At 59.3% G+C, this 18,818-nt stretch carries 17 protein-coding genes; 7 read left to right on the top strand and 10 right to left on the bottom strand.

All coding sequences use genetic code 11. From position 1 onward, the window contains the following. Positions 1-3 precede the first annotated feature (3 nt). The 7 genes from FHL16_RS17550 to FHL16_RS17520 all read right to left on the bottom strand — a co-directional run bounded on the left by FHL16_RS17550 (position 4) and on the right by FHL16_RS17520 (position 7,260). Positions 4-1,617, bottom strand: coding sequence for an EAL domain-containing protein (locus FHL16_RS17550; protein WP_042932459.1), 1,614 nt, complete (start codon positions 1,615-1,617; stop codon positions 4-6). Between the two features lie 75 nt (positions 1,618-1,692). Beyond that, the gene (locus FHL16_RS17545) at positions 1,693-2,472 is read right to left on the bottom strand and encodes an N-acetylmuramoyl-L-alanine amidase (RefSeq protein ID WP_077748832.1); all 780 of its coding nucleotides are present in this window, start codon (positions 2,470-2,472) and stop codon (positions 1,693-1,695) included. Positions 2,473-2,575: 103 nt separating this feature from the next. Then, positions 2,576-4,579 (bottom strand): GGDEF domain-containing protein, encoded by a 2,004-nt coding sequence (locus tag FHL16_RS17540; protein WP_077748831.1) that lies wholly within the window; start codon positions 4,577-4,579, stop codon positions 2,576-2,578. Further along, the gene (locus FHL16_RS17535; RefSeq protein WP_010465613.1) at positions 4,580-5,455 is read right to left on the bottom strand and encodes an endonuclease/exonuclease/phosphatase family protein; all 876 of its coding nucleotides are present in this window, start codon (positions 5,453-5,455) and stop codon (positions 4,580-4,582) included. A gap of 14 nt (positions 5,456-5,469) precedes the next feature. Beyond that, a complete protein-coding gene (locus tag FHL16_RS17530; protein WP_010465616.1) occupies positions 5,470-6,111 on the bottom strand; it encodes a thiol:disulfide interchange protein DsbA/DsbL in 642 nt (213 codons plus the stop codon). A 200-nt stretch (positions 6,112-6,311) separates the two neighbouring features. Next, positions 6,312-6,923, bottom strand: a complete 612-nt coding sequence (locus tag FHL16_RS17525) for a c-type cytochrome (RefSeq protein WP_010465618.1) — start codon at positions 6,921-6,923, stop codon at positions 6,312-6,314. Between the two features lie 46 nt (positions 6,924-6,969). Next, positions 6,970-7,260 carry a c-type cytochrome gene (locus FHL16_RS17520; RefSeq protein WP_010465620.1) on the bottom strand — a complete coding sequence of 97 codons (291 nt, stop codon included), beginning with the start codon at positions 7,258-7,260 and terminating at the stop codon, positions 6,970-6,972. Between the two features lie 191 nt (positions 7,261-7,451). Here FHL16_RS17520 and yihA point away from each other — a divergent pair, with 191 nt between their 5' ends. Further along, a complete protein-coding gene (yihA, locus tag FHL16_RS17515; protein WP_010465622.1) occupies positions 7,452-8,096 on the top strand; it encodes a ribosome biogenesis GTP-binding protein YihA/YsxC in 645 nt (214 codons plus the stop codon). A 284-nt stretch (positions 8,097-8,380) separates the two neighbouring features. Here the strand turns inward: yihA and polA are convergent, their stop codons facing one another. After that, complete coding sequence (gene polA / locus FHL16_RS17510) at positions 8,381-11,152, bottom strand: DNA polymerase I (protein ID WP_077748830.1); 2,772 nt, start codon at positions 11,150-11,152, stop codon at positions 8,381-8,383. Between the two features lie 74 nt (positions 11,153-11,226). Here polA and FHL16_RS17505 point away from each other — a divergent pair, with 74 nt between their 5' ends. Together FHL16_RS17505 and FHL16_RS17500 are read left to right on the top strand one after the other, a co-directional pair. Further along, positions 11,227-11,517 (top strand): DUF2782 domain-containing protein, encoded by a 291-nt coding sequence (locus FHL16_RS17505; protein WP_076029142.1) that lies wholly within the window; start codon positions 11,227-11,229, stop codon positions 11,515-11,517. Between the two features lie 58 nt (positions 11,518-11,575). Next, the gene (locus tag FHL16_RS17500; protein WP_077748829.1) at positions 11,576-12,526 is read left to right on the top strand and encodes a homoserine kinase; all 951 of its coding nucleotides are present in this window, start codon (positions 11,576-11,578) and stop codon (positions 12,524-12,526) included. 115 nt (positions 12,527-12,641) lie between these two features. On the opposite strand, the gene FHL16_RS17495 is transcribed toward FHL16_RS17500, so the two are convergent. Beyond that, complete coding sequence (locus FHL16_RS17495) at positions 12,642-13,562, bottom strand: zinc ABC transporter substrate-binding protein ZnuA (RefSeq protein WP_077748856.1); 921 nt, start codon at positions 13,560-13,562, stop codon at positions 12,642-12,644. Positions 13,563-13,628: 66 nt separating this feature from the next. On the opposite strand from FHL16_RS17495, the gene zur reads away from it, so the two are divergent. Genes zur through FHL16_RS17475 form a run of 4 tightly spaced genes read left to right on the top strand, consistent with a single transcriptional unit; the run spans position 13,629 to position 16,431 of the window. Beyond that, positions 13,629-14,111 carry a zinc uptake transcriptional repressor Zur gene (gene zur, locus FHL16_RS17490; protein WP_010465632.1) on the top strand — a complete coding sequence of 161 codons (483 nt, stop codon included), beginning with the start codon at positions 13,629-13,631 and terminating at the stop codon, positions 14,109-14,111. After that, entirely contained in the window at positions 14,111-14,896 is a 786-nt protein-coding gene (gene znuC, locus FHL16_RS17485) for a zinc ABC transporter ATP-binding protein ZnuC (protein WP_077748828.1), read from the top strand. The genes zur and znuC overlap by 1 nt, the downstream gene beginning before the upstream one ends. Continuing rightward, positions 14,889-15,677 carry a zinc ABC transporter permease subunit ZnuB gene (znuB, locus tag FHL16_RS17480; RefSeq protein WP_010465635.1) on the top strand — a complete coding sequence of 263 codons (789 nt, stop codon included), beginning with the start codon at positions 14,889-14,891 and terminating at the stop codon, positions 15,675-15,677. The genes znuC and znuB overlap by 8 nt, the downstream gene beginning before the upstream one ends. Before the next feature lie 37 nt (positions 15,678-15,714). Continuing rightward, complete coding sequence (locus FHL16_RS17475) at positions 15,715-16,431, top strand: PA5502 family lipoprotein (RefSeq protein WP_010465637.1); 717 nt, start codon at positions 15,715-15,717, stop codon at positions 16,429-16,431. A gap of 122 nt (positions 16,432-16,553) precedes the next feature. Here FHL16_RS17475 and katE read toward each other — a convergent pair whose 3' ends face one another. After that, positions 16,554-18,692 carry a catalase HPII gene (gene katE / locus FHL16_RS17470; protein ID WP_010465639.1) on the bottom strand — a complete coding sequence of 713 codons (2,139 nt, stop codon included), beginning with the start codon at positions 18,690-18,692 and terminating at the stop codon, positions 16,554-16,556. Between the last annotated feature and the right edge of the window lie 126 nt (positions 18,693-18,818).

The following is an 18,818-nucleotide window of genomic DNA, read 5'->3' as shown; positions in this document are numbered from 1 at the left end:
TGCTCAGGCTTCATCATCCAGGCGTCGATTGCTCAATCGGCGCCCACGGGTAATCAGTTCGATGAACTGCACGGCGCTCAGTGCATGGGCGAACAGCCAGCCCTGACCATACTTGACGCCTTCGCTGCTCAGAAACGCCGCTTGGGCTTCGTGTTCTATGCCCTCGGCAATCACCCTGAGTTGCAGGGCCTGGGCCATATGAATGATGTGCGGTGCCACGCCGCTGCTGGCGGCATCATGGCCCAGCGCATCAATGAACGCCTTGTCGATTTTCAGGCAGTCCACCGGCAGGGTTTGCAGGTAGGCGAGGCTGCAATAGCCCGTGCCGAAATCATCGATCAGGACCTGATGCCCGACATCGCGCAAGGCTTGCAGGTTTTCCCTGGCCACCACTACATCGATCAAGCCCCGCTCAGTCACCTCAAAAGCAATCTGCTTTGCCGCGACCCGGTGCAAGGTCAGCAGGCGTGCCATCACCTGGCCGATACGCGGCACCATGACGTCGCAAGCTGCAAGGTTGACGGAGATGTACAACTGCGGATTGGCGCGTAGCAGTTGCCCCAGTTGTTCGAGAAGTCGCTGCAATACGAAGTCGGTCATCTGGCGGATCTGGCCGGTGTTTTCCGCCATTGGGATAAACAGGTCGGGGCTGGTCAGCGTGCCGTCCGGCCTTCGCCAGCGCAGCAAGGCTTCGGCCCCGACACAGTTGCGGCTGTCGAGATCGAAGATCGGCTGATACAACACCTGCAATTCGCCCCGTCGAATGGCGCCGTTCAGTTCAGCGTCCAGTGACTGACGCTGGCGCACCAGCAGAAACACCATGAAACCGACCAAGGCGCTCAGCGCCAGACTGGCCGGCAGCAGCCACCACCACACGGCTGGCACATGCATGTTCGTGCGTGGGGTGATCAGCACCAATTGGTATTCGGGGTTGTTGGTGGGCATGCGGTAAATCAAGCGGGTTTGTGTCACCTGCAGCGCATCGCGGCTTTCCAGTGGCCAGAATTCCGTGGGCGGCCAGGCCTGTGCGGCACCGAGGACAGGAATCGCACGAGTGCCATGGGAGAGCACCACCAGCAGGCTACTGCCCGGGGAGAGATCGACCATGTCGGTCAAATGGCCACGAGAGGTAGCGACCCGAAAGTTGCCGCGTCCCAGCATCAGCGCAGCACGGTTTTCATCGGGTTCGGTGGTGGTGTTCAGCCAGTAGCTGTAGGTGGGGCCCTTGATGTCCGGTGGTCGACTCAGCGATAGCCCTTCCTGGCGAGGTCGATTCGAGCAAATCCGCGAGGCGTCCATATAGGCAGCTTCATAAACGAATCGGTAATTGAAGCTGACCTGTTGCAAGGTTGCGATCATTTCATCATCGCAGCCACGCAGGGGCTGGGCTTCCAGATCGTCGAGGCTTTCGCGTAGCTGCCCGAATAGCTGTTCAAGCCGGGCGAGGAAACGCTCGCCCTGGGCATTCATTTCCTGGCTTTCCCGCTGCTCCACTTGATGCATCGCCAGAAACAGGCTGGCGGTCATCAATAGCGTTGCACTCAAGGCAGCAGCCAGCGTCGCCAAAAACCAAGGGCGATAGAACCAGCTACGGAGCGTCTCTCGAGCTACAGCCATTATGGATATCCGAAGAATTACCAATGAGTTATAGCTGCTGATTGAGAAAAAGCCCTTACCGTCGGGCGGCCGTCATTATTTTGTCTGATTCAAAACTTGTAGAAGCGCCGCCGTCTGAGCGTCAGGAGTGCCATCGAATCGAGCGGGGCGGAAATGCATTTGAAAGGCCGCCAGTACATGGCGCGTAGCGACATCAAGCTCGCCCGTTTGTGGCGTGGCATAACCCAGTCGGGCCAGCTGTCCCTGATACCAGCTGATGCTCGGCAGTTCTGCTGCGAACTGGGTTTGCTGGCGTGCGACGGCCTGCTCGTTTGGCCAGACGCCTATGCCTTCGCCGGCCAGACGCTTCCAGGGGAACAGCGGGCCGGGATCGAGCTTGCGCAGCGGCGCGATGTCGCTGTGCCCGATGATGGAACGAGGGTTGATGTTGTAACGCTTGCTGATGTCTTTGAGCAGGAAGATCAGCGACTGAACCTGGTCTTCACTGTAGGGATACCAAAGGCGGCCCGTTGGAGTGTCTTTGAAGCCAGGATTGACGATCTCGATGCCGATGGAGCTGGAGTTCAGCCAGGTCCGGCCTTGCCATTCGCTTTCGCCTGCGTGCCAGGACCGAAGATTTTCATCCATCAGCTTATAGATGGTGGCGCCTTTGTCGTCACCGATCAGGTAGTGACTGCTGACCTCGCCGTGGGTCAGCAATTGCAGGGAGCGCTCGAGGGAGGCGGAGGTGTAATGCACTACCACGAACTGAATACGACTGTCGTGATTGGCTGAAGGGTGGCTGGTGTCAATCCGCGGGCCGCTGGCACAACCGGCCAACAGGAGCAGCGACGTAAAGAGGGCAAGACATTTCATGGCAGTAGGCAGTACACGCAAGTCAGTAATGCAACAGTGTAACGTACTGACTTGCGCGCAGAGGGCAAAAGCGCTGTTTTAAATAAAATGGAACAATTGGCTGTCAACCAGCCTCGACGCGATTGCGACCAGCATTTTTCGCACGGTATAGCGCCTGATCGGCTCTTTTAAGCACCAGGTCGCTGTGTTCTCCGGGTTTGAATGCCGTAAAACCTATGGAAATGGTGATAGTTACCCGCTCGCCCTTGAAGTGAAAAGGGCAGGCTTCAATCGATGCGCGCAAAGTATCCAGCAGTTGTGCGCCATTTATCGGTGACGTGTCGGGCATCAGCAAAACGAACTCCTCACCCCCGAACCGCGCAATGAAATCCGTCCCGCGCAGGCGTTTGCGCAATACGCTGGCAATGATTTTCAGCACTTTGTCACCTGCCAGGTGACCGTAGTTATCGTTGATGCGTTTGAAGTGGTCGAGGTCGAGCATCGCCAGCAACAGGATGTTGCCGTGTTGCTGCCATTCGCGGACTTCGTGTTCCAGCCGCTCACTCCAGGCCGCGCGATTGGGCAGGCCGGTGAGGGGATCGAGCAGCGCTTTCTGCCGTTGTTCTTCAAGGTGTTCGCGGTAGCCCAGCGCTTCCTGTTCCATGTGCGCCACGCGTTCGGCCAGGCTTTGCAACCGAGCCGCGACTTCCTGCTCACGTTCGTCGCGCTGTTTCTGGTGTTGATCCATGGTGCCGAGCAGGCCTTCGAGGTGGTTCTCCAGGACGTGCTTGAGGTCGTCCAGGTCCGCCGCTTCTTGCACGCTGCTCTGCAGGCCGTCGACTTGCTCGCGAATCTGCGTATCCATCTCGCGTGCAGCCGAGCGGTTGTCGGCATGGCCGTCGCTGGCAGCTTGCAAGTTGCTCTGGAACGATTCAAGACGTTCGTTGAGTTGCTGCAGGTACGCTTCGAATTCGTGCTGGCCGCTGTCGGTGATCGCCAGCATCAACGTCGCCAGATCATCGAGGATCGGGATCAGTTCGTACCAGTTCAACCCGTTTTGCAGACGATCACGCATCGCTTCGGCTTGTGGTCGATGGCGTTCGGGCAGCGTCAGGTCGTCGAGGAGGCCAAGGAGCGTGTCTTCGATATGCTTGGCGACTGAACTATAGGACGGCTCGGGTGAGTCGGGCAGGGCGTAGAGAACTTCCTCTGGCGCCAGGTGCTCCGCCTCGATGGTCACCGGGGTCAGTTCATCCGGGTTGACTGCCTGTGGCTCTTGCTCGGCTGGCGTTGGATCTATCGGTTGTTCGATGTTCGGCTGGGTCTGTGGCTCTACCGCTTGCGCAGATGCAGTCTCTGACTGAAGCACAGGCGGGACAAACACCACCAATTCCGGAGCAGGTTCCGTTGCCTGTACTTCCAGTGATTCAGGGATCGCAGCGGCAGGTTGGACGTCGATGACCGTTGGCTGTTCGACTGGCGGATGCTCCACCGCGGGTGCGAGATCAACCGTTGCCGGCGGGGTCTCGGCAATCGGTTCGACAGTTTGCAGGGGCGCCGCTTGCACCGCAGGAACGGTGGCCTGCGGGGTGGCTTCATCCGCTTCCCGGTTACCAAAAAGGCGCTGCAGAAAACCGGGGCGATCAGGTTCTGCCGGGGTATCCAGTTGACGTAAGGCTTTGCCTTGCAGGCCACTCAGTTCGCTGAGCAGCAACGGAATCTCACGGGCCTGACTGACTCGACCATCCAGTTGTTTGGCAAAGTTCTTCAGCGTCCGGCTGACTTCGCGAGGCAGTGGCAGTGTTTGCAGCTGAGTCACCAGCGCAGTCAATGCGGCGCTGGTCTGATTGACCCGGGTTTCCCGGCGCTGCTCGGAGTCGAGTACGGCTTTTTCCAGGCGTGGAAGCAGGGCGGCCAGGCCGGCGTCCATGTCATCGGTGCGCACGACTTCGCGCATTTCCTTCATGCACTGGTCAACGGCGCGATCGGTGCCTTCTGCGGCCAGGGTGCTGCGCACCAGCCCACGGCGCAGCAAGTCGAGCCGGGCATCCCATCGGCGTTCGAGCTTTTCCTGTTGTTCGATGCTTTTAAGGTATTTCTCTTTCCAGCGCTGTGTTTCGTCGCTCATTCATGGGATCCGCGAAGGGGCAGGACTCAACGCGGGGAATGCATCGGCCGTGAGCGAACCCGGCAGACGAATCTCTACCGCGACGGGCAGGTGATCTGAAATCGGTTGTGCCAGCACCTCGACCTTTTCAAGGGTCAGTGTGGGGCTGAGCAGAATATGGTCGAGGCAGCGCTGCGGGCGCCAGCTGGGGAAGGTCGCTTCCAGTTGCGGTGCTAGCAGACCGAGGTCACGCAACGGGGAGTTCTGCAGCAAATCACTGGCGTGGGTGTTCATATCGCCCATCAGCACCTGGTGTTTGTAACCGCCGATCAACTCGCGGATGTAAGCCAGTTGCATGCTGCGAGCCCGAGCGCCCAGCGCCAGGTGCATCATCACCACCACCAGCGCCTCCGGACCTTCGCCGAAACGCACCAGAATCGCCCCGCGGCCCTTGGGCCCCGGCAGCGGATGATCTTCGATTGCCCACGGGCGCAGGCGGCTGAGCACGCCATTGCTGTGCTGGCCGAGGCGACCGAGATTGCGATTGAGTTGTTGATACCAGTAGGGAAAGGCGCCGAGCTGCGCCAAGTGTTCAACCTGATTGACGTAGCCTGATCGCAGGCTGCCGCCATCGGCTTCCTGCAAGGCGACCAGATCGAAGTCGCCCAGCAGATTGCCGATCTTTTGCAGATTGTCGGCACGCCCGGTGTGTGGCAGCAGATGCTGCCAGCCTCGGGTCAGGTAGTGCCGATAGCGCTCGGTACTGATGCCGACCTGGATATTGAAACTGAGCAAGCGCAGACGGCTGTCTGCGGGCAATCCCGTCGATTCCAGGTGATGCTCGTTGACCCGCGGATCATGCAGGCCAACGACACGTTCAGTTCCCCAGCGGCGCATGGCAGGTGCCGCGCTTAGTTGGCGACGGCCTTGGTTGCCGCTCGCTCTTTGGCTACCAGTTGGTCGGCCAGTTTCAGCGCTTGTTCGGCGCCGCCGGCAGAACCGATGTCAAAGCGATACTTGCCGTTGACGATCATGGTAGGCACGCCGGTGATTTCATATTTCTTGGCCAGTTCTTTGGCTTTGTTGATCTGGCCCTTGATGGCGAAGGAGTCGAAGGTGGCCAGGAACTTGTCCTTGTCTACGCCTTGAGTGGCCAGGAAGTCGGCCATGTCGTCTTTGTCGGTCAGTTTCTTGTGTTCTTTCTGGATTGCGTTGAATACCGCAGCGTGAACCTTGTTCTCTACGCCCATCGCTTCAAGGGTCAGGAACATCTGGCCGTGTGCGTCCCATGGGCCGCCGAACATGGCAGGGATACGGACGAAGTTCACGTCGGAAGGCAGTTTCTCGACCCATGGGTTGATCACCGGTTCAAAAGCGTAGCAATGCGGGCAGCCGTACCAGAACAGCTCCACGACTTCGATCTTGCCAGGCACGGCGACCGGAACCGGATTGGTCAGTTCGACATAAGGGGCGGCGGGTGCTTCGGCGGCTTGGGCAGTCATGCCGAACAGGCTGGCAGCGACGAGTGCGGCGCTGATGATCAGATTACGCATGCTTTACTCCTGGACAATTTGGGTCGCCTCGCGCGACCTGTTTTCAGACAGGTCCTGGCGGGCTTGAGTTCTGTAGTGTAACGGCAGCGGCCACAAAAAAGGGCGGCCTGAGCCACCCTTTTTATACTTGCTGCGACGGATTAATAGAGCGTTAACGTTGCAGGAGATGTACTTCCCGCGGCACGCCCGGTTCGCCGGTCTTAGTGCAGGCCTTGAATGTAGCTGGACACCGCAGCGATATCTTCGTCGCTGAGCTTTTTGGCAATGCTTTGCATTGGTTTGGTATCGCCATCGTTGGCACGACCGCCTTCTTCCTTGCGGAAGTCGGTCAATTGCTTGGCAACGTATTGAGCGTGCTGACCACCCAGATGCGGGAAGCCGGCAGCCGCGTTGCCCTTGCCATCCGGAGAGTGGCAGCCGGTGCAGGCTGGCAGGCCCTTGGCCAGGTCGCCACCGCGGAACAAGGCCTCACCGCGAGCCACGACTTTCGGGTCGGCGGCGCCAACGCTGCCTTTCTGGCTGGCGAAGTAAGCGGCGATATCAGCCAGGTCCTGATCGCTCAGGTTGGTCAGCAGGCCGGTCATTTCCAGAACGGTGCGTTTGCCGGACTTGATGTCGTGCAGCTGCTTGTTCAGATAACGCTCGCCCTGGCCTGCCAGTTTCGGAAAGTTAGGCGCCATGCTGTTGCCATCCGGGCCATGACAGGCGCCACATACTGCGGCTTTCGCCTGACCAGCAGTTGCATCACCTGCAGCATGGGCTACGCCGGAGATCCCCACGGTCAACAGCAGACTCACGATCAATTTGTTCATCAGCTAATCCAACTACGGCTAAGGGTTAAAGAGTTATGGACCGGGATCACTCGCTCATCCACTGGATGATTGCCTGGTAATCCTCGGCACTGCAGTCCATGCACAAACCACGCGGCGGCATCGCCTTGAAACCCTGGGTCACGTGTTGCACCAGCGTCCCCATACCTTTCGCCAACCTCGGCGTCCAAGCTTCCTGGTCGCCCTTTTTGGGCGCCATGGGTAGTTGGCCGGAATGACAGGCACCACAAACACGGTTGTACACAGCTTCCGGATCCTGTGTAGCCTGAGCGCTGTAAAGCGGCATCAAGACACCGGCAGCTAGCAGCCATTTCGTCATAAAACGACCTTTTCAGGGTTGAGAGCGTTCTGCGTTCTAATGCGCAATCAAGGTCAATCGCTCTCGTGAACTTCATCCTACGCTGGGACAAAGCGCACACAAAATCTGCGGCATTATATACTGGCGTCACTGAAACGGAAACGACACCGCTTGCCGCGTCCATTCCCGGCGCCGCCCACATCGGAAATCCCATGCAACTCAAGAACCCCATCCTCGGCCTGTGCCAACAGTCCACCTTCATGCTCAGCGCTGCCAAAGTCGATCAATGTCCCGACGACGAAGGCTTTGAAGTGGCCTTCGCCGGGCGTTCCAACGCCGGCAAATCCAGCGCGCTGAACACCCTGACGCACGCCAGCCTGGCGCGAACCTCGAAAACTCCGGGTCGCACGCAGCTCTTGAACTTCTTCAAGCTAGACGATGATCGTCGTCTGGTCGACCTTCCGGGTTACGGTTACGCGAAAGTACCTATCCCGTTGAAGCTGCACTGGCAGCGTCACCTGGAAGCTTATCTGGGTGGTCGCGAAAGTCTGAAAGGCCTGATTTTGATGATGGACATCCGTCATCCAATGACCGATTTCGACCTGTTGATGCTCGACTGGGCCGTCGCCAGTGGCATGCCGATGCACATTTTGCTGACTAAAGCTGACAAGCTGACCTATGGCGCGGCGAAAAACGTGCTGCTCAAGGTTCAGGCAGACATCCGCAAAGGATGGGGCGATGCGATTAGCATCCAGCTGTTCTCGGCGCCAAAGCGCATGGGTCTGGAAGACGCCTACACTGTATTGGCAGGCTGGATGGAGCTGGCGGACAAAGGCTCCGAGGTTGCGGAGCAATAAATCGCAGGCAAAAAAAACCCCGGACTTCTTATGGGGAGGGGGAAGTTCCGGGGTTCAAGTTCCGGACCGCTAGGGCGGGGTCCAGATATCTGCCAACACTTAACACAACATAGGAGCATCGAAGGGCTTCACCAGCCATTCAGTAACTCTGAGTGGCAGTTCACAGGTTTAGTTCCGGAGCTTCAGAAACCATTTGTAATAAGTGTGATTTCTTTCCGAAATAAGGGCTCTTGACCCATCTGCCGCGGCACTATGCCGCAGCAGAAAACGCCCTTTCAGACGGCTCAGTGAGCCTCATCCCAGTTATTGCCTACGCCAACCTCGACCAGAAGCGGTACATCCAGCTTCACGGCGTCGCTCATGTGCACGCGAATTTCATCGCGGACCTGGTCGACCAGATCTTCACGCACCTCAAGCACCAATTCATCGTGCACCTGCAGGATGACTTTGGCGTCGAGGCCCGAGGAGGTCAGCCAGTTATCCACCGCCACCATGGCTTTCTTGATGATGTCCGCCGCCGTGCCCTGCATCGGGGCGTTGATCGCCGTGCGTTCGGCGCCTTTGCGCAGGGCCGGGTTTTTCGCGTTGATTTCCGGCAGGTACAGGCGTCGGCCGAAGATCGTTTCGACAAAACCTTGCTCGGCCGCCTGGGTGCGGGTGCGTTCCATGTACGCCAGAACACCCGGATAGCGGGCGAAATAACGGTCGATGTATGCCTGGGATTGCTTGCGATCAACGCCGATCTGCTTGGCCAGGCCAAACGCGCTCATGCCGTAGATCAAACCGAAGTTGATCGCCTTGGCGCTGCGACGTTGATCGGTGGTGACGTCGGCCAGTTCCACGCCGAACACTTCAGCGGCGGTGGCCTTGTGCACGTCCAGGTCATTGCGGAAGGCGTGCAGCAAACCTTCGTCCTTGGCCAGGTGCGCCATGATCCGCAGCTCGATTTGCGAATAGTCCGCCGCCAGCAGCTTGTAGCCCTTTGGCGCGACGAACGCCTGACGAATCCGCCGCCCTTCGGCCGTGCGGATTGGAATGTTCTGCAAGTTCGGATCGCTGGACGACAAGCGCCCGGTCGCCGCGACAGCTTGATGATAGGACGTGTGAATCCGCCCGGTGCGCGGGTTGATCTGTTCCGGCAGGCGATCGGTGTAAGTGCTTTTCAGCTTGCTCATCGAGCGGTACTGCATCAGCACTTTGGGCAACGGGTAATCCTGCTCGGCCAGTTCCGCCAGGACGGCTTCGGCTGTGGACGCCTGGCCCTTGGCGGTTTTGCTGAGGATCGGCAACCCGAGTTTTTCGTACAGGATCACGCCCAATTGCTTCGGCGAGCCCAAGTTGAATTCTTCACCGGCGATGGCGAATGCCTCACGCTCCAGCGCGACCATTTTGTCGCCGAGCTCGACGCTTTGGATGCCGAGCAGGTTGGCATCGACCAACGCGCCCTGGCGTTCGATTCGCGCCAGTACCGGCACCAACGGCATTTCGATTTCGCTCAGGACTTTGCTCAGGCTCGGAATGGCATTGAGCTTTTCCTGCAAGGTCTGGTGCAGGCGCAGCGTCACGTCGGCGTCTTCGGCGGCGTAAGGCCCGGCCAGTTCCAGCGAGATCTGGTCAAACGTCAGCTGCTTGGCACCCTTGCCGGCGATGTCCTGAAAACTCGTAGTGGTGTGGTTCAGGTACTTGAGCGCCAGGCTGTCCATGTCGTGGCGGGTCGCGGTGGAATCCAGCACGTAAGATTCGAGCATGGTGTCGAACGCGATGCCTTGCACGGTGATACCGCAATTCTGGTCGCCACCGATGGCGCAGTTGGCGAGGATGTTCATGTCGAACTTGGCGTGCTGGCCGACCTTGAGTTTGTTCGGATCTTCCAGAATCGGTTTCAGCGCGCGCAGCACGGTGTCGCGATCAAGCTGATCCGGCACACCCATGTAGGAATGGGTCAGCGGGATGTAGGCTGCTTCGTTGGCCTGTACAGCAAACGACAGGCCGACAAGCTGTGCCTGCTGCGCATCGATGCCGGTGGTTTCGGTATCAAAGGCGATCAATTTGGCGTCGTTGAGCTTCTTCAGCCACAGGTCGAAATCAGCCTGGGTCAGGATCGTGGTGTACTGGAGCTCGGTCTCGACAGCGGCTTCTTCAGCCACCGGCACGGTAACTTCCTGGCCGGAACGCTTGGCATCGCGCTGGTTCTCTTCGAACCAGCTCTTGAATTCAAGCAGGGTGTAGAGCTCGGCGAGTTTGTCGTGATCCGGCCCGCCCATTTGCAGGTCGTCGAGCCCGATGTCCAGCGGCACGTCGATCTTGATGGTTGCCAATTGATAGGAGAGGAATGCCATCTCCTTATGCTCTTCGAGCTTGGCCGGCAGGGTCTTGGCGCCGCGAATCGGCAGGGTCGGCACGATGTCGAGCTGTGCGTACAGCTCGGTCAGACCGCCGTTCACACCCACCAACAGGCCGGAAGCGGTTTTAGGACCAATGCCTGGAACGCCCGGAATGTTGTCGGAAGAATCGCCCATCAGTGCCAGATAATCGATGATCTGCTCGGGAGCGACGCCGAATTTCTCCTTCACGCCCTCCACGTCCAGCGCGCTACCGGTCATGGTGTTGACCAAGGTAATGTGGCCGTCGACCAGTTGCGCCATGTCCTTGTCGCCGGTGGAGATCACCACTGGTCGGTCAGCTGCTGCGCTGCTGCGGGCCAAAGTGCCGATCACGTCATCGGCCTCGACGCCTTCGACGCACAATAACGGGAAGCCCAGCGCGATCACGCTCTGATGCAGTGGCTCAATCTGTACGCGCATGTCGTCGGGCATGCTCGGACGGTTAGCTTTGTACTCGGCGAACATTTCGTCACGGAATGTCCCGCCCTTGGCGTCGAACACCACGGCGAACGGACTGTCCGGGTACTGCTTGCGCAGACTCTTGAGCATGTTCAACACGCCTTTGACCGCTCCGGTCGGCAAACCCTTGGAAGTGGTCAGCGGCGGCAGGGCGTGAAAGGCGCGATACAGGTAAGAAGAACCGTCCACCAGGACGAGGGGGGCTTGGCTCATGAGCAGGATCAACCTTTTCGGCGGGTCCGGCGCTAGAATAGCGGGACCGTTGACGACAAAGGGACAAGGTTATCATGCGCACACTAAATCGCCTGTTGCTGGCTGGCTTGTTTGCAACCGTTCCCCTGGCCGTCATGGCGGCGGATGATGCGCCCACACCGGAGCCGGAAGTCACGATCCGCACGGAAGGGGACAAAACGATTCAGGAGTACCGCCAAAACGGTTTCCTGTACGCGATCAAGGTCACGCCGAAGGGCGCACCGCCGTATTTCCTGGTGCGTGCGGATGGGACAGATGCAAACTTCATCCGCTCGGATCAGCCGGATATGCTGATTCCGTCGTGGAAGATTTTTGAATGGAAATAGTTTCTTAATTTCAATCGGCGCTGGCTCATGCAGCGGCGCCCGTACTGGCAGTTTAAACATGTCTGTGTTCACCCCGCTGGCTCGGCCCGAGCTGGAAACCTTTCTCGCCCCATACGGGCTCGGCCGCCTGCTTGATTTCCAGGGAATTGCCGCCGGTAGTGAAAACACCAATTTCTTCATCAGCCTGGAGCAGGGCGAATTTGTCCTGACCCTGGTCGAGCGCGGTCCGGTTCAGGAGATGCCGTTCTTCATCGAACTGCTCGATGTGCTGCACGAAGCCGACTTGCCGGTGCCTTACGCACTGCGCACCACCGACGGCGTGGCCTTGCGCGAACTGGCCGGCAAGCCTGCGCTGTTGCAACCACGCCTGGCCGGCAAGCACATCAAGGAAGCCAACGCGCAGCATTGCGCCCAAGTCGGCGAGTTGCTGGGTCATCTGCATCTGGCGACCCAGGCCAACATGATCAAGCGCAAAACCGATCGTGGCCTGGACTGGATGCTGGAGGAGGGCACGCAGTTGCTCTCCCACCTGAATGCCGAGCAGAGTGATTTGTTGCAGCGGGCGCTGGACGAAATCACTCAGCAGAAGACGAAAATCCTGGCGTTGCCACGGGCCAACATCCACGCGGATCTGTTCCGCGACAACGCGATGTTCGAAGGCACGCACCTGACCGGGTTGATCGACTTCTACAACGCGTGCTCGGGGCCGATGCTCTACGACGTTGCAATTGCCTTGAATGACTGGTGTTCGGATGACGAAGGGCTGATCGACGGGCCGCGGGCGCGGGCGTTGCTCGGGGCCTATGCTGCGTTGCGTCCGTTCACTGCCGCAGAGGCTGAACTGTGGCCGATCATGTTGCGCGTGGCGTGTGTGCGGTTCTGGTTGTCACGGTTGATTGCCGCGGAGTCGTTTGCCGGGCAGGACGTGTTGATTCACGATCCGATGGAGTTTCAGCAGCGGTTGGCGCAGCGGCAAAAGGTCAGTACGCCGCTACCGTTCGCCCTTTAACAGCTTCGCGGCAAGCCTCGCTCCTACAGGTTTGTGTCGTGCACATTATCTGTGAACGGCACAAATTCCGTAGGAGCGAGGCTTGCCCGCGGATGGGGCGTCGCAGATCCCGCTGTTACAACGACTCCAGACACCCCGCCAAATCATTCCCCAACTTCTCCAGCACCTGCTCATACCCCTGCGCAGTCGCCGGCGTGTACCCGCCCAACGCATCCAGCTCCGCCAATTTCACCGGCAGGCCTGCCACCAGGGTTTCCGCCAGGCGCGGACGCAACGGCGGCTCACTGAACACACAGGTCTTGCCGACTTCCTGCAACCGCGTGCGCATCGCTGCGACGTGCTGGGCGCCCGGCTGGACTTCGGCGGCGACGCTGAATACGCCGGCGTGCTTGAGGCCGTAGGCGTCTTCAAAGTAGTCGAAGGCCTCGTGGAATACGAAGTACGGTTTGCCTGCGATGCCGGCCAGACGCGCTTTCAAGCGAAGATCCATTGCATCCAGACGCTCATCGAACGCCTTGAGGTTGCTCTGATAACGCGTGGCGTTGGCCGGATCGGTTGCACTCAAGTCAGCAGCCATTTTTGTGGCGATCACGCGAGCGTTTATCGGAGACAACCACAAATGCGCGTCCAGGCTGCCGGGGCGATGATCGTGGTCATGCTCGTCGGCTTCTTCCGCGTGCGAATGGTTGTCTTCGCCGAAGTGGCGAAGTTTCAGTCCCGGCAGATCCTGCACAGCGACGCTCGGCAGCGTTCGACCGTTCAGCACGCGAGGCAGGAACCCTTCCATGTCCGGACCGATCCAGTAAACCAGATCCACCGATTGCACCTTCCGTACGTCGGAAGGACGCAAGGCATAGTTATGCGGTGAAGCGCCCGGTGGTAGCAGCACTTCCGGGATTGCCACGCCGTCCTGCACCGCAGCGGCAATCAGCTGTAGCGGCTTGATGCTGGTGAGGACTTTGACGTCGGCTTGAGCTGAGCCAATGAACAGAAAACTTGCGGCAAATGTGACAAAGATAGAAAAAAGTCGGGACACGATGACCACTCGAAGAGGCGAGAACGGGTAACATAATAACGTCTCTCACAAAACTCGTCGCCGCTCATGCCTAAAACACCGATTGCCAGCCGTCCCCACGACCACTCTCATTGCGTACATAGCGCACTGACTGAGGCCGATGCCTTGTGCGCACGTCAAGGCCTGCGCCTGACCGCCTTGCGTCGGCGGGTGCTGGAGCTGGTGTGGCAAAGTCACAAGCCGTTGGGTGCCTACGACATTCTTGCGGTACTCAGTGAGCAGGATGGCCGCCGCGCTGCGCCGCCTACCGTGTACCGTGCGCTGGATTTCCTGTTGGAAAACGGCCTCGTCCACCGCATCTCCTCGCTCAACGCCTTCGTCGGCTGCAATCACCCGGAGCATGCCCACCAGGGTCAATTCCTGATCTGCCGCGAATGTCACGCCGCCATTGAGCTCGAACAGAAATCCATCAGCGACGCGATCATCAGCAGCGCCAAGGATGTCGGTTTCGTCGTCGAAGGCCAGACCGTTGAAGTGGTCGGCCTCTGCTCGGGTTGCCAGGGGGCTTGATGAGCAATGCGCTGATTCGCCTCGAGCAGGTTGCCGTCACCTTTGCCGGGCAAAACGTGCTGGATAACATCGAGCTGAGCGTCGAGCCGGGGCAGATCGTCACCCTGATCGGCCCGAACGGCGCGGGCAAGACCACGCTGGTGCGCGCGGTGCTCGGTCTGTTGAAACCGGACAGCGGCAGCGTCTGGCGCAAGCCGAAACTGCGGGTCGGTTACATGCCGCAAAAACTTCACGTCGATCCGACGCTGCCGTTGTCGGTACTGCGCTTTTTGCGTCTGGTGCCCGGCGTGGACCGTGCCAGGGCCTTGGCGGCACTCAAGGAAGTCGGCGCCGAGCAGGTGATCGACAGCCCGGTGCAAAGTGTATCCGGTGGCGAAATGCAGCGTGTGCTGCTGGCTCGAGCCCTGCTGCGTGAGCCGGAACTGCTGGTGCTCGACGAACCGGTGCAAGGCGTCGATGTGGCCGGCCAAGCCGAGCTCTACAGCCTGATCACGCGGCTGCGCGACCGTCACGGCTGCGGGGTATTGATGGTCTCCCACGATTTGCACCTGGTCATGAGCACCACCGACCAGGTGGTCTGTCTGAATCGTCATGTCTGCTGCTCCGGGCACCCGGAACAAGTCAGCGGCGATCCGGCTTTCGTCGAGCTGTTCGGCAAAAACGCACAAAGCCTGGCGATTTATCACCACCACCACGACCACGCCCATGACCTGCATGGTTCGGTGGTCAACGCGGCCCCGACGGCCCAACCCCATGTCCATGGAGATAGCTGCAAGCATGGCTGATTTTCTGCTCTACGCCCTGCTTGCAGGTCTGGCTTTGGCGCTGGTCGCAGGACCGCTGGGTTCGTTCGTGGTCTGGCGGCGCATGGCCTATTTCGGCGACACGTTGTCCCACGCGGCCTTGCTCGGCGTGGCATTGGGCTTTCTGCTGGATGTCAGCCCTACCGTTGCCGTCACCGTCGGTTGCTTGCTGTTGGCGGTGCTGCTGGTGACGTTGCAACAGCGTCAGCCGCTGGCGTCCGACACGCTTTTGGGAATTCTCGCACCAAGCACGCTCTCTCTGGGCCTGGTCGTACTAAGCTTCATGCACGAAGTGCGGATCGACCTGATGGCGTATCTGTTCGGCGACTTGCTGGCGATCAGCCCGACCGACTTGGCCTGGATACTCGGTGGCAGCGCCGGTGTTCTCGCGTTGCTGGTGACGTTGTGGCGGCCATTGTTGGCGATCACGGTGCATGAAGAACTGGCCCGGGTGGAAGGTTTGCCCGTGCCGGCGCTACGCCTGGCCCTGATGTTGCTGATCGCGGTGGTGATCGCTGTGGCGATGAAAATCGTCGGTGTGTTGCTGATTACTTCGCTGTTGATTATCCCGGCGGCTGCGGCACAACGTCACGCTCGCTCGCCGGAACAGATGGCGCTGGGCGCGAGCCTGCTGGGCATGCTCGCGGTCTGTGGCGGGCTGGCGTTGTCGTGGTTCAAAGACACCCCGGCGGGCCCGTCGATTGTTGTGACGGCCGCCGCACTGTTTCTGCTGAGTTTTGTCCTGCCCCGTCGAGGGGTGTAGACTTGCTCGTTTTTTGCGCAAATAGAGAGTCGCAGGAATGAAGCTGTCAGCCTCCCGTTATCTGCTCCTTGTCGCATTTTCGCTGCTACTGGGCGCTTGCCAAAGCACGCCATCGGCCACCACTGCGGCGACCGATGCCCGGGCCACGGCCATCGCGCAGCTGGAACAAAACCTGGCCAGCAGCGAGCTGGCCACCGCCGAAGACCAGTTGGCGACCTTGCAGGCCCAGTCGCCAGACGATCCGTCCCTTGTGCACTATCAGCGGCAATTGGCCGAAGCCTATCTGCGTCGCAGCCAGATCGTGCTGCAAAAGGGCGATGTAAATGCGGCCGCTACGGCGCTGGCCCGGGCCCGGGCATTAATGCCAAAGGCTCCGGCGCTGACGGGTGGGGTCAACAACGCCATCGTCAATGCCCGTAAAGCTGAACTGGACAGGGCTGAAGCGGCGCTCATGGCAGCCGAGGCCAAGCCACAGGCCAGAGTCATTGACCCTACGGCTGAGAGCACCACAATTGCCTTGAACCTCACTGATATGAGCAAACTTCGCCGTCAATTGGATGCGATTGCCGCCGATGTGGTGAATTACCAGTGCGATGTCAGCATTCAGGCGCCGCGTACCCAGGATTACCCATGGTTGGCGACGTTGCTGACTAAACGGGTGAAGAAGCTGGATTCGGAGTTCGATCTGAATCTGCAGAAGCAGATTCTGCGCAACGTTCCGGCGCAGATCGTCTTGAGTCCGCGTAAACCCTGAAAGCGTCGCGAGCAGACTCGCTCTCACAGTGAATCGGGGTTGATTACACTTTCTATGATCAAACCCAAACCCTGTGGGAGCGAGCCTGCTTGCGAAGGCGCCCTCCCTAACGATACAAAACCTTAAGCCGGAATCGCCTTGGCCTTCGGCTCCCGATCCCAAACCCGATGCTGCCCGATGGCGGCAAAGAACGGTTTGATCAACTTGGCATCCGCACCTACGACCAGCCCCGCATCCACCTCAAGCTTCAACACGTCCAGCAACTGCTTCGCCTCGCCATGCAGCGCAATCGCTTTCAAGTGTTTGTAAGCTTCCAACAGGTAATGCAGCGCTACGCCATCGCCACTCAACGCCTTGATCGACGCCGCGCCACCGGGTACGAACACCGCATCGAATGCCACCGAAGGCAAGCCTTCCATTGAAGCGTCCACCGGCAGTGTCTTGCCATCGGCGGTGGTCACTGGCGCGGAAGTCGGGCCGAGCAGCTTGGCGTGCGCACCTTCTGCCTTCAGCGCCTTCTTCATCGCATCAATCGCAGCACCATCGACACCGTTGGCCGCCAGAATCGCCACTTTCCGCGTTTTGATATCCCCCGGCAGCAGGTTGGCCTGGCTCAAGGCCGGTGAGCGATCGAGTGAAGTTTTACGCACTTCGACGGTGCCAGCCTTCGGCGCCGGCAAACCAAGGTTCTGCGCCACGCGTTTGGCCAGTTCCAGATCGATATTGGCCAGGATCTCGTTCACCTGACGTGCACGGATGAATTCACGCTCAACCTTGCCCAGCTCAAAGCTGTAAGCCGAGATGATGTGTTCCTGCTCGTGCTTGCTCATGCTGTGGAAAAACAGGCGCGCTTGGGAGAAGTGATCGCCGAACGACTCGCTGCGCTGGCGAATCTTGTTGGCGTCGATGCGCTCTGGATAGGTCTCGAATCCACCGTCCTGCGCGGCAGGCGGCGTTTCTTTCGGCCAACCGCCATCGATGGAATTCGGCTCGTAGGAGGCGCGCCCCTTGTCGATGGTGGTGCGATGCAGCGCATCCCGCTGGCCGTTATGGAAGGGTGCTACGGGACGGTTGATCGGGATCTCGTGAAAATTCGGCCCACCGAGTCGGCTGATCTGCGTATCGGTGTAGGAAAACAGCCGCCCTTGCAGCAGCGGATCATTGGAGAAGTCGATGCCCGGCACGATATGGCCCGGGCAGAACGCAACCTGCTCGGTTTCGGCGAAGAAGTTATCCGGGTTGCGGTTGAGCACCATCTTGCCCAGCGGGGTAATGGGCACCAGTTCTTCCGGGATCAGTTTGGTCGGGTCGAGGATGTCGAAGTCGAAGTTATGTTCGTTTTCTTCTTCGATGACCTGCACGCCCAACTCCCACTCCGGGTAGTCGCCCATCTCGATCGACTCCCACAGATCGCGGCGGTGGTAATCGGTGTCTTTACCGGCGAGCTTCTGCGCTTCATCCCACACCAGTGAGCAAGTACCGGCGGTAGGGCGCCAGTGGAATTTGACGAAGCGTGATTTTCCTTCGGCATTGATCAAGCGGAATGTGTGTACGCCAAAGCCCTGCATGCTGCGCAGGCTTTTCGGGATCGCCCGGTCGGACATGGCCCAGATCACCATGTGCGCCGACTCTGGCACCAGCGAGACGAAATCCCAGAAGGTGTCGTGAGCCGAGCCGCCGGTAGGGATCTCGTTGTGTGGCTCCGGTTTCACCGCGTGCACGAAGTCAGGGAACTTGATCGCATCCTGAATGAAAAACACCGGCATGTTATTGCCCACCAGGTCGAAGTTGCCCTCGTCGGTGAAGAATTTCACGGCGAAACCTCGCACGTCCCGCACGGTATCGCCTGACCCTCGCGGGCCCTGCACCGTGGAAAAGCGCACGAAGACCGGGGTTTTCTTGCCGGGATCTTGTAGGAAACCGGCTTTGGTCAGTACGGAATGGTTTTCATAGGTCTGGAAAAAACCATGAGCGCCAGTGCCCCGTGCATGGACGATGCGCTCTGGAATGCGCTCATGGTCAAAATGCGTGATTTTTTCACGCATGATGAAGTCTTCCAGCAACGACGGCCCGCGCGCGCCGACCTTCAACGTGTTCTGGTTGTCCGAAACCTTCACGCCCTGATTGGTGCGCAGGGCTTGTTCGGTGGCGTCGGAGCGAAACTTTTCCAGGCTCTCGAGCTTGGCATTGGTGTTGCCGCGGTCCAGGGTATCGGTCCCGGCCAGTGCGCTTTTAGGTGCGGCAGGCTTTTTAGTACTCATCAGTCGTAAACTCCTCGTTGCGATCCCGTAGCCAGGACTTATATGCATTCCCCAGGCACGGCACCGGGGGCGTTTTCGAGTTGCCTTATTAGTGACTGGCGCGCTTTTTAGCCGTTCCTTTTTTCT

It is taken from the genome of Pseudomonas sp. FSL W5-0299 (assembly GCF_005930655.1).
Lineage (GTDB): Bacteria > Pseudomonadota > Gammaproteobacteria > Pseudomonadales > Pseudomonadaceae > Aquipseudomonas > Aquipseudomonas mandelii.
The sequence above is the reverse complement of the archived record's forward strand: the minus strand, read 5'-3'. Positions and strand labels throughout refer to the sequence as shown.

Coding starts and splice junctions, on each gene's coding strand:
- FHL16_RS17550 (WP_042932459.1), bottom strand. CDS start 1,617: ATGGCTGTAGCTCGAGAGACGCTCCGTAGCTGGTTCTATCGCCCTTGG.
- FHL16_RS17545 (WP_077748832.1), bottom strand. CDS start 2,472: ATGAAATGTCTTGCCCTCTTTACGTCGCTGCTCCTGTTGGCCGGTTGT.
- FHL16_RS17540 (WP_077748831.1), bottom strand. CDS start 4,579: ATGAGCGACGAAACACAGCGCTGGAAAGAGAAATACCTTAAAAGCATC.
- FHL16_RS17535 (WP_010465613.1), bottom strand. CDS start 5,455: ATGCGCCGCTGGGGAACTGAACGTGTCGTTGGCCTGCATGATCCGCGG.
- FHL16_RS17530 (WP_010465616.1), bottom strand. CDS start 6,111: ATGCGTAATCTGATCATCAGCGCCGCACTCGTCGCTGCCAGCCTGTTC.
- FHL16_RS17525 (WP_010465618.1), bottom strand. CDS start 6,923: ATGAACAAATTGATCGTGAGTCTGCTGTTGACCGTGGGGATCTCCGGC.
- FHL16_RS17520 (WP_010465620.1), bottom strand. CDS start 7,260: ATGACGAAATGGCTGCTAGCTGCCGGTGTCTTGATGCCGCTTTACAGC.
- yihA (WP_010465622.1), top strand. CDS start 7,452: ATGCAACTCAAGAACCCCATCCTCGGCCTGTGCCAACAGTCCACCTTC.
- polA (WP_077748830.1), bottom strand. CDS start 11,152: ATGAGCCAAGCCCCCCTCGTCCTGGTGGACGGTTCTTCTTACCTGTAT.
- FHL16_RS17505 (WP_076029142.1), top strand. CDS start 11,227: ATGCGCACACTAAATCGCCTGTTGCTGGCTGGCTTGTTTGCAACCGTT.
- FHL16_RS17500 (WP_077748829.1), top strand. CDS start 11,576: ATGTCTGTGTTCACCCCGCTGGCTCGGCCCGAGCTGGAAACCTTTCTC.
- zur (WP_010465632.1), top strand. CDS start 13,629: ATGCCTAAAACACCGATTGCCAGCCGTCCCCACGACCACTCTCATTGC.
- znuC (WP_077748828.1), top strand. CDS start 14,111: ATGAGCAATGCGCTGATTCGCCTCGAGCAGGTTGCCGTCACCTTTGCC.
- znuB (WP_010465635.1), top strand. CDS start 14,889: ATGGCTGATTTTCTGCTCTACGCCCTGCTTGCAGGTCTGGCTTTGGCG.
- FHL16_RS17475 (WP_010465637.1), top strand. CDS start 15,715: ATGAAGCTGTCAGCCTCCCGTTATCTGCTCCTTGTCGCATTTTCGCTG.
- katE (WP_010465639.1), bottom strand. CDS start 18,692: ATGAGTACTAAAAAGCCTGCCGCACCTAAAAGCGCACTGGCCGGGACC.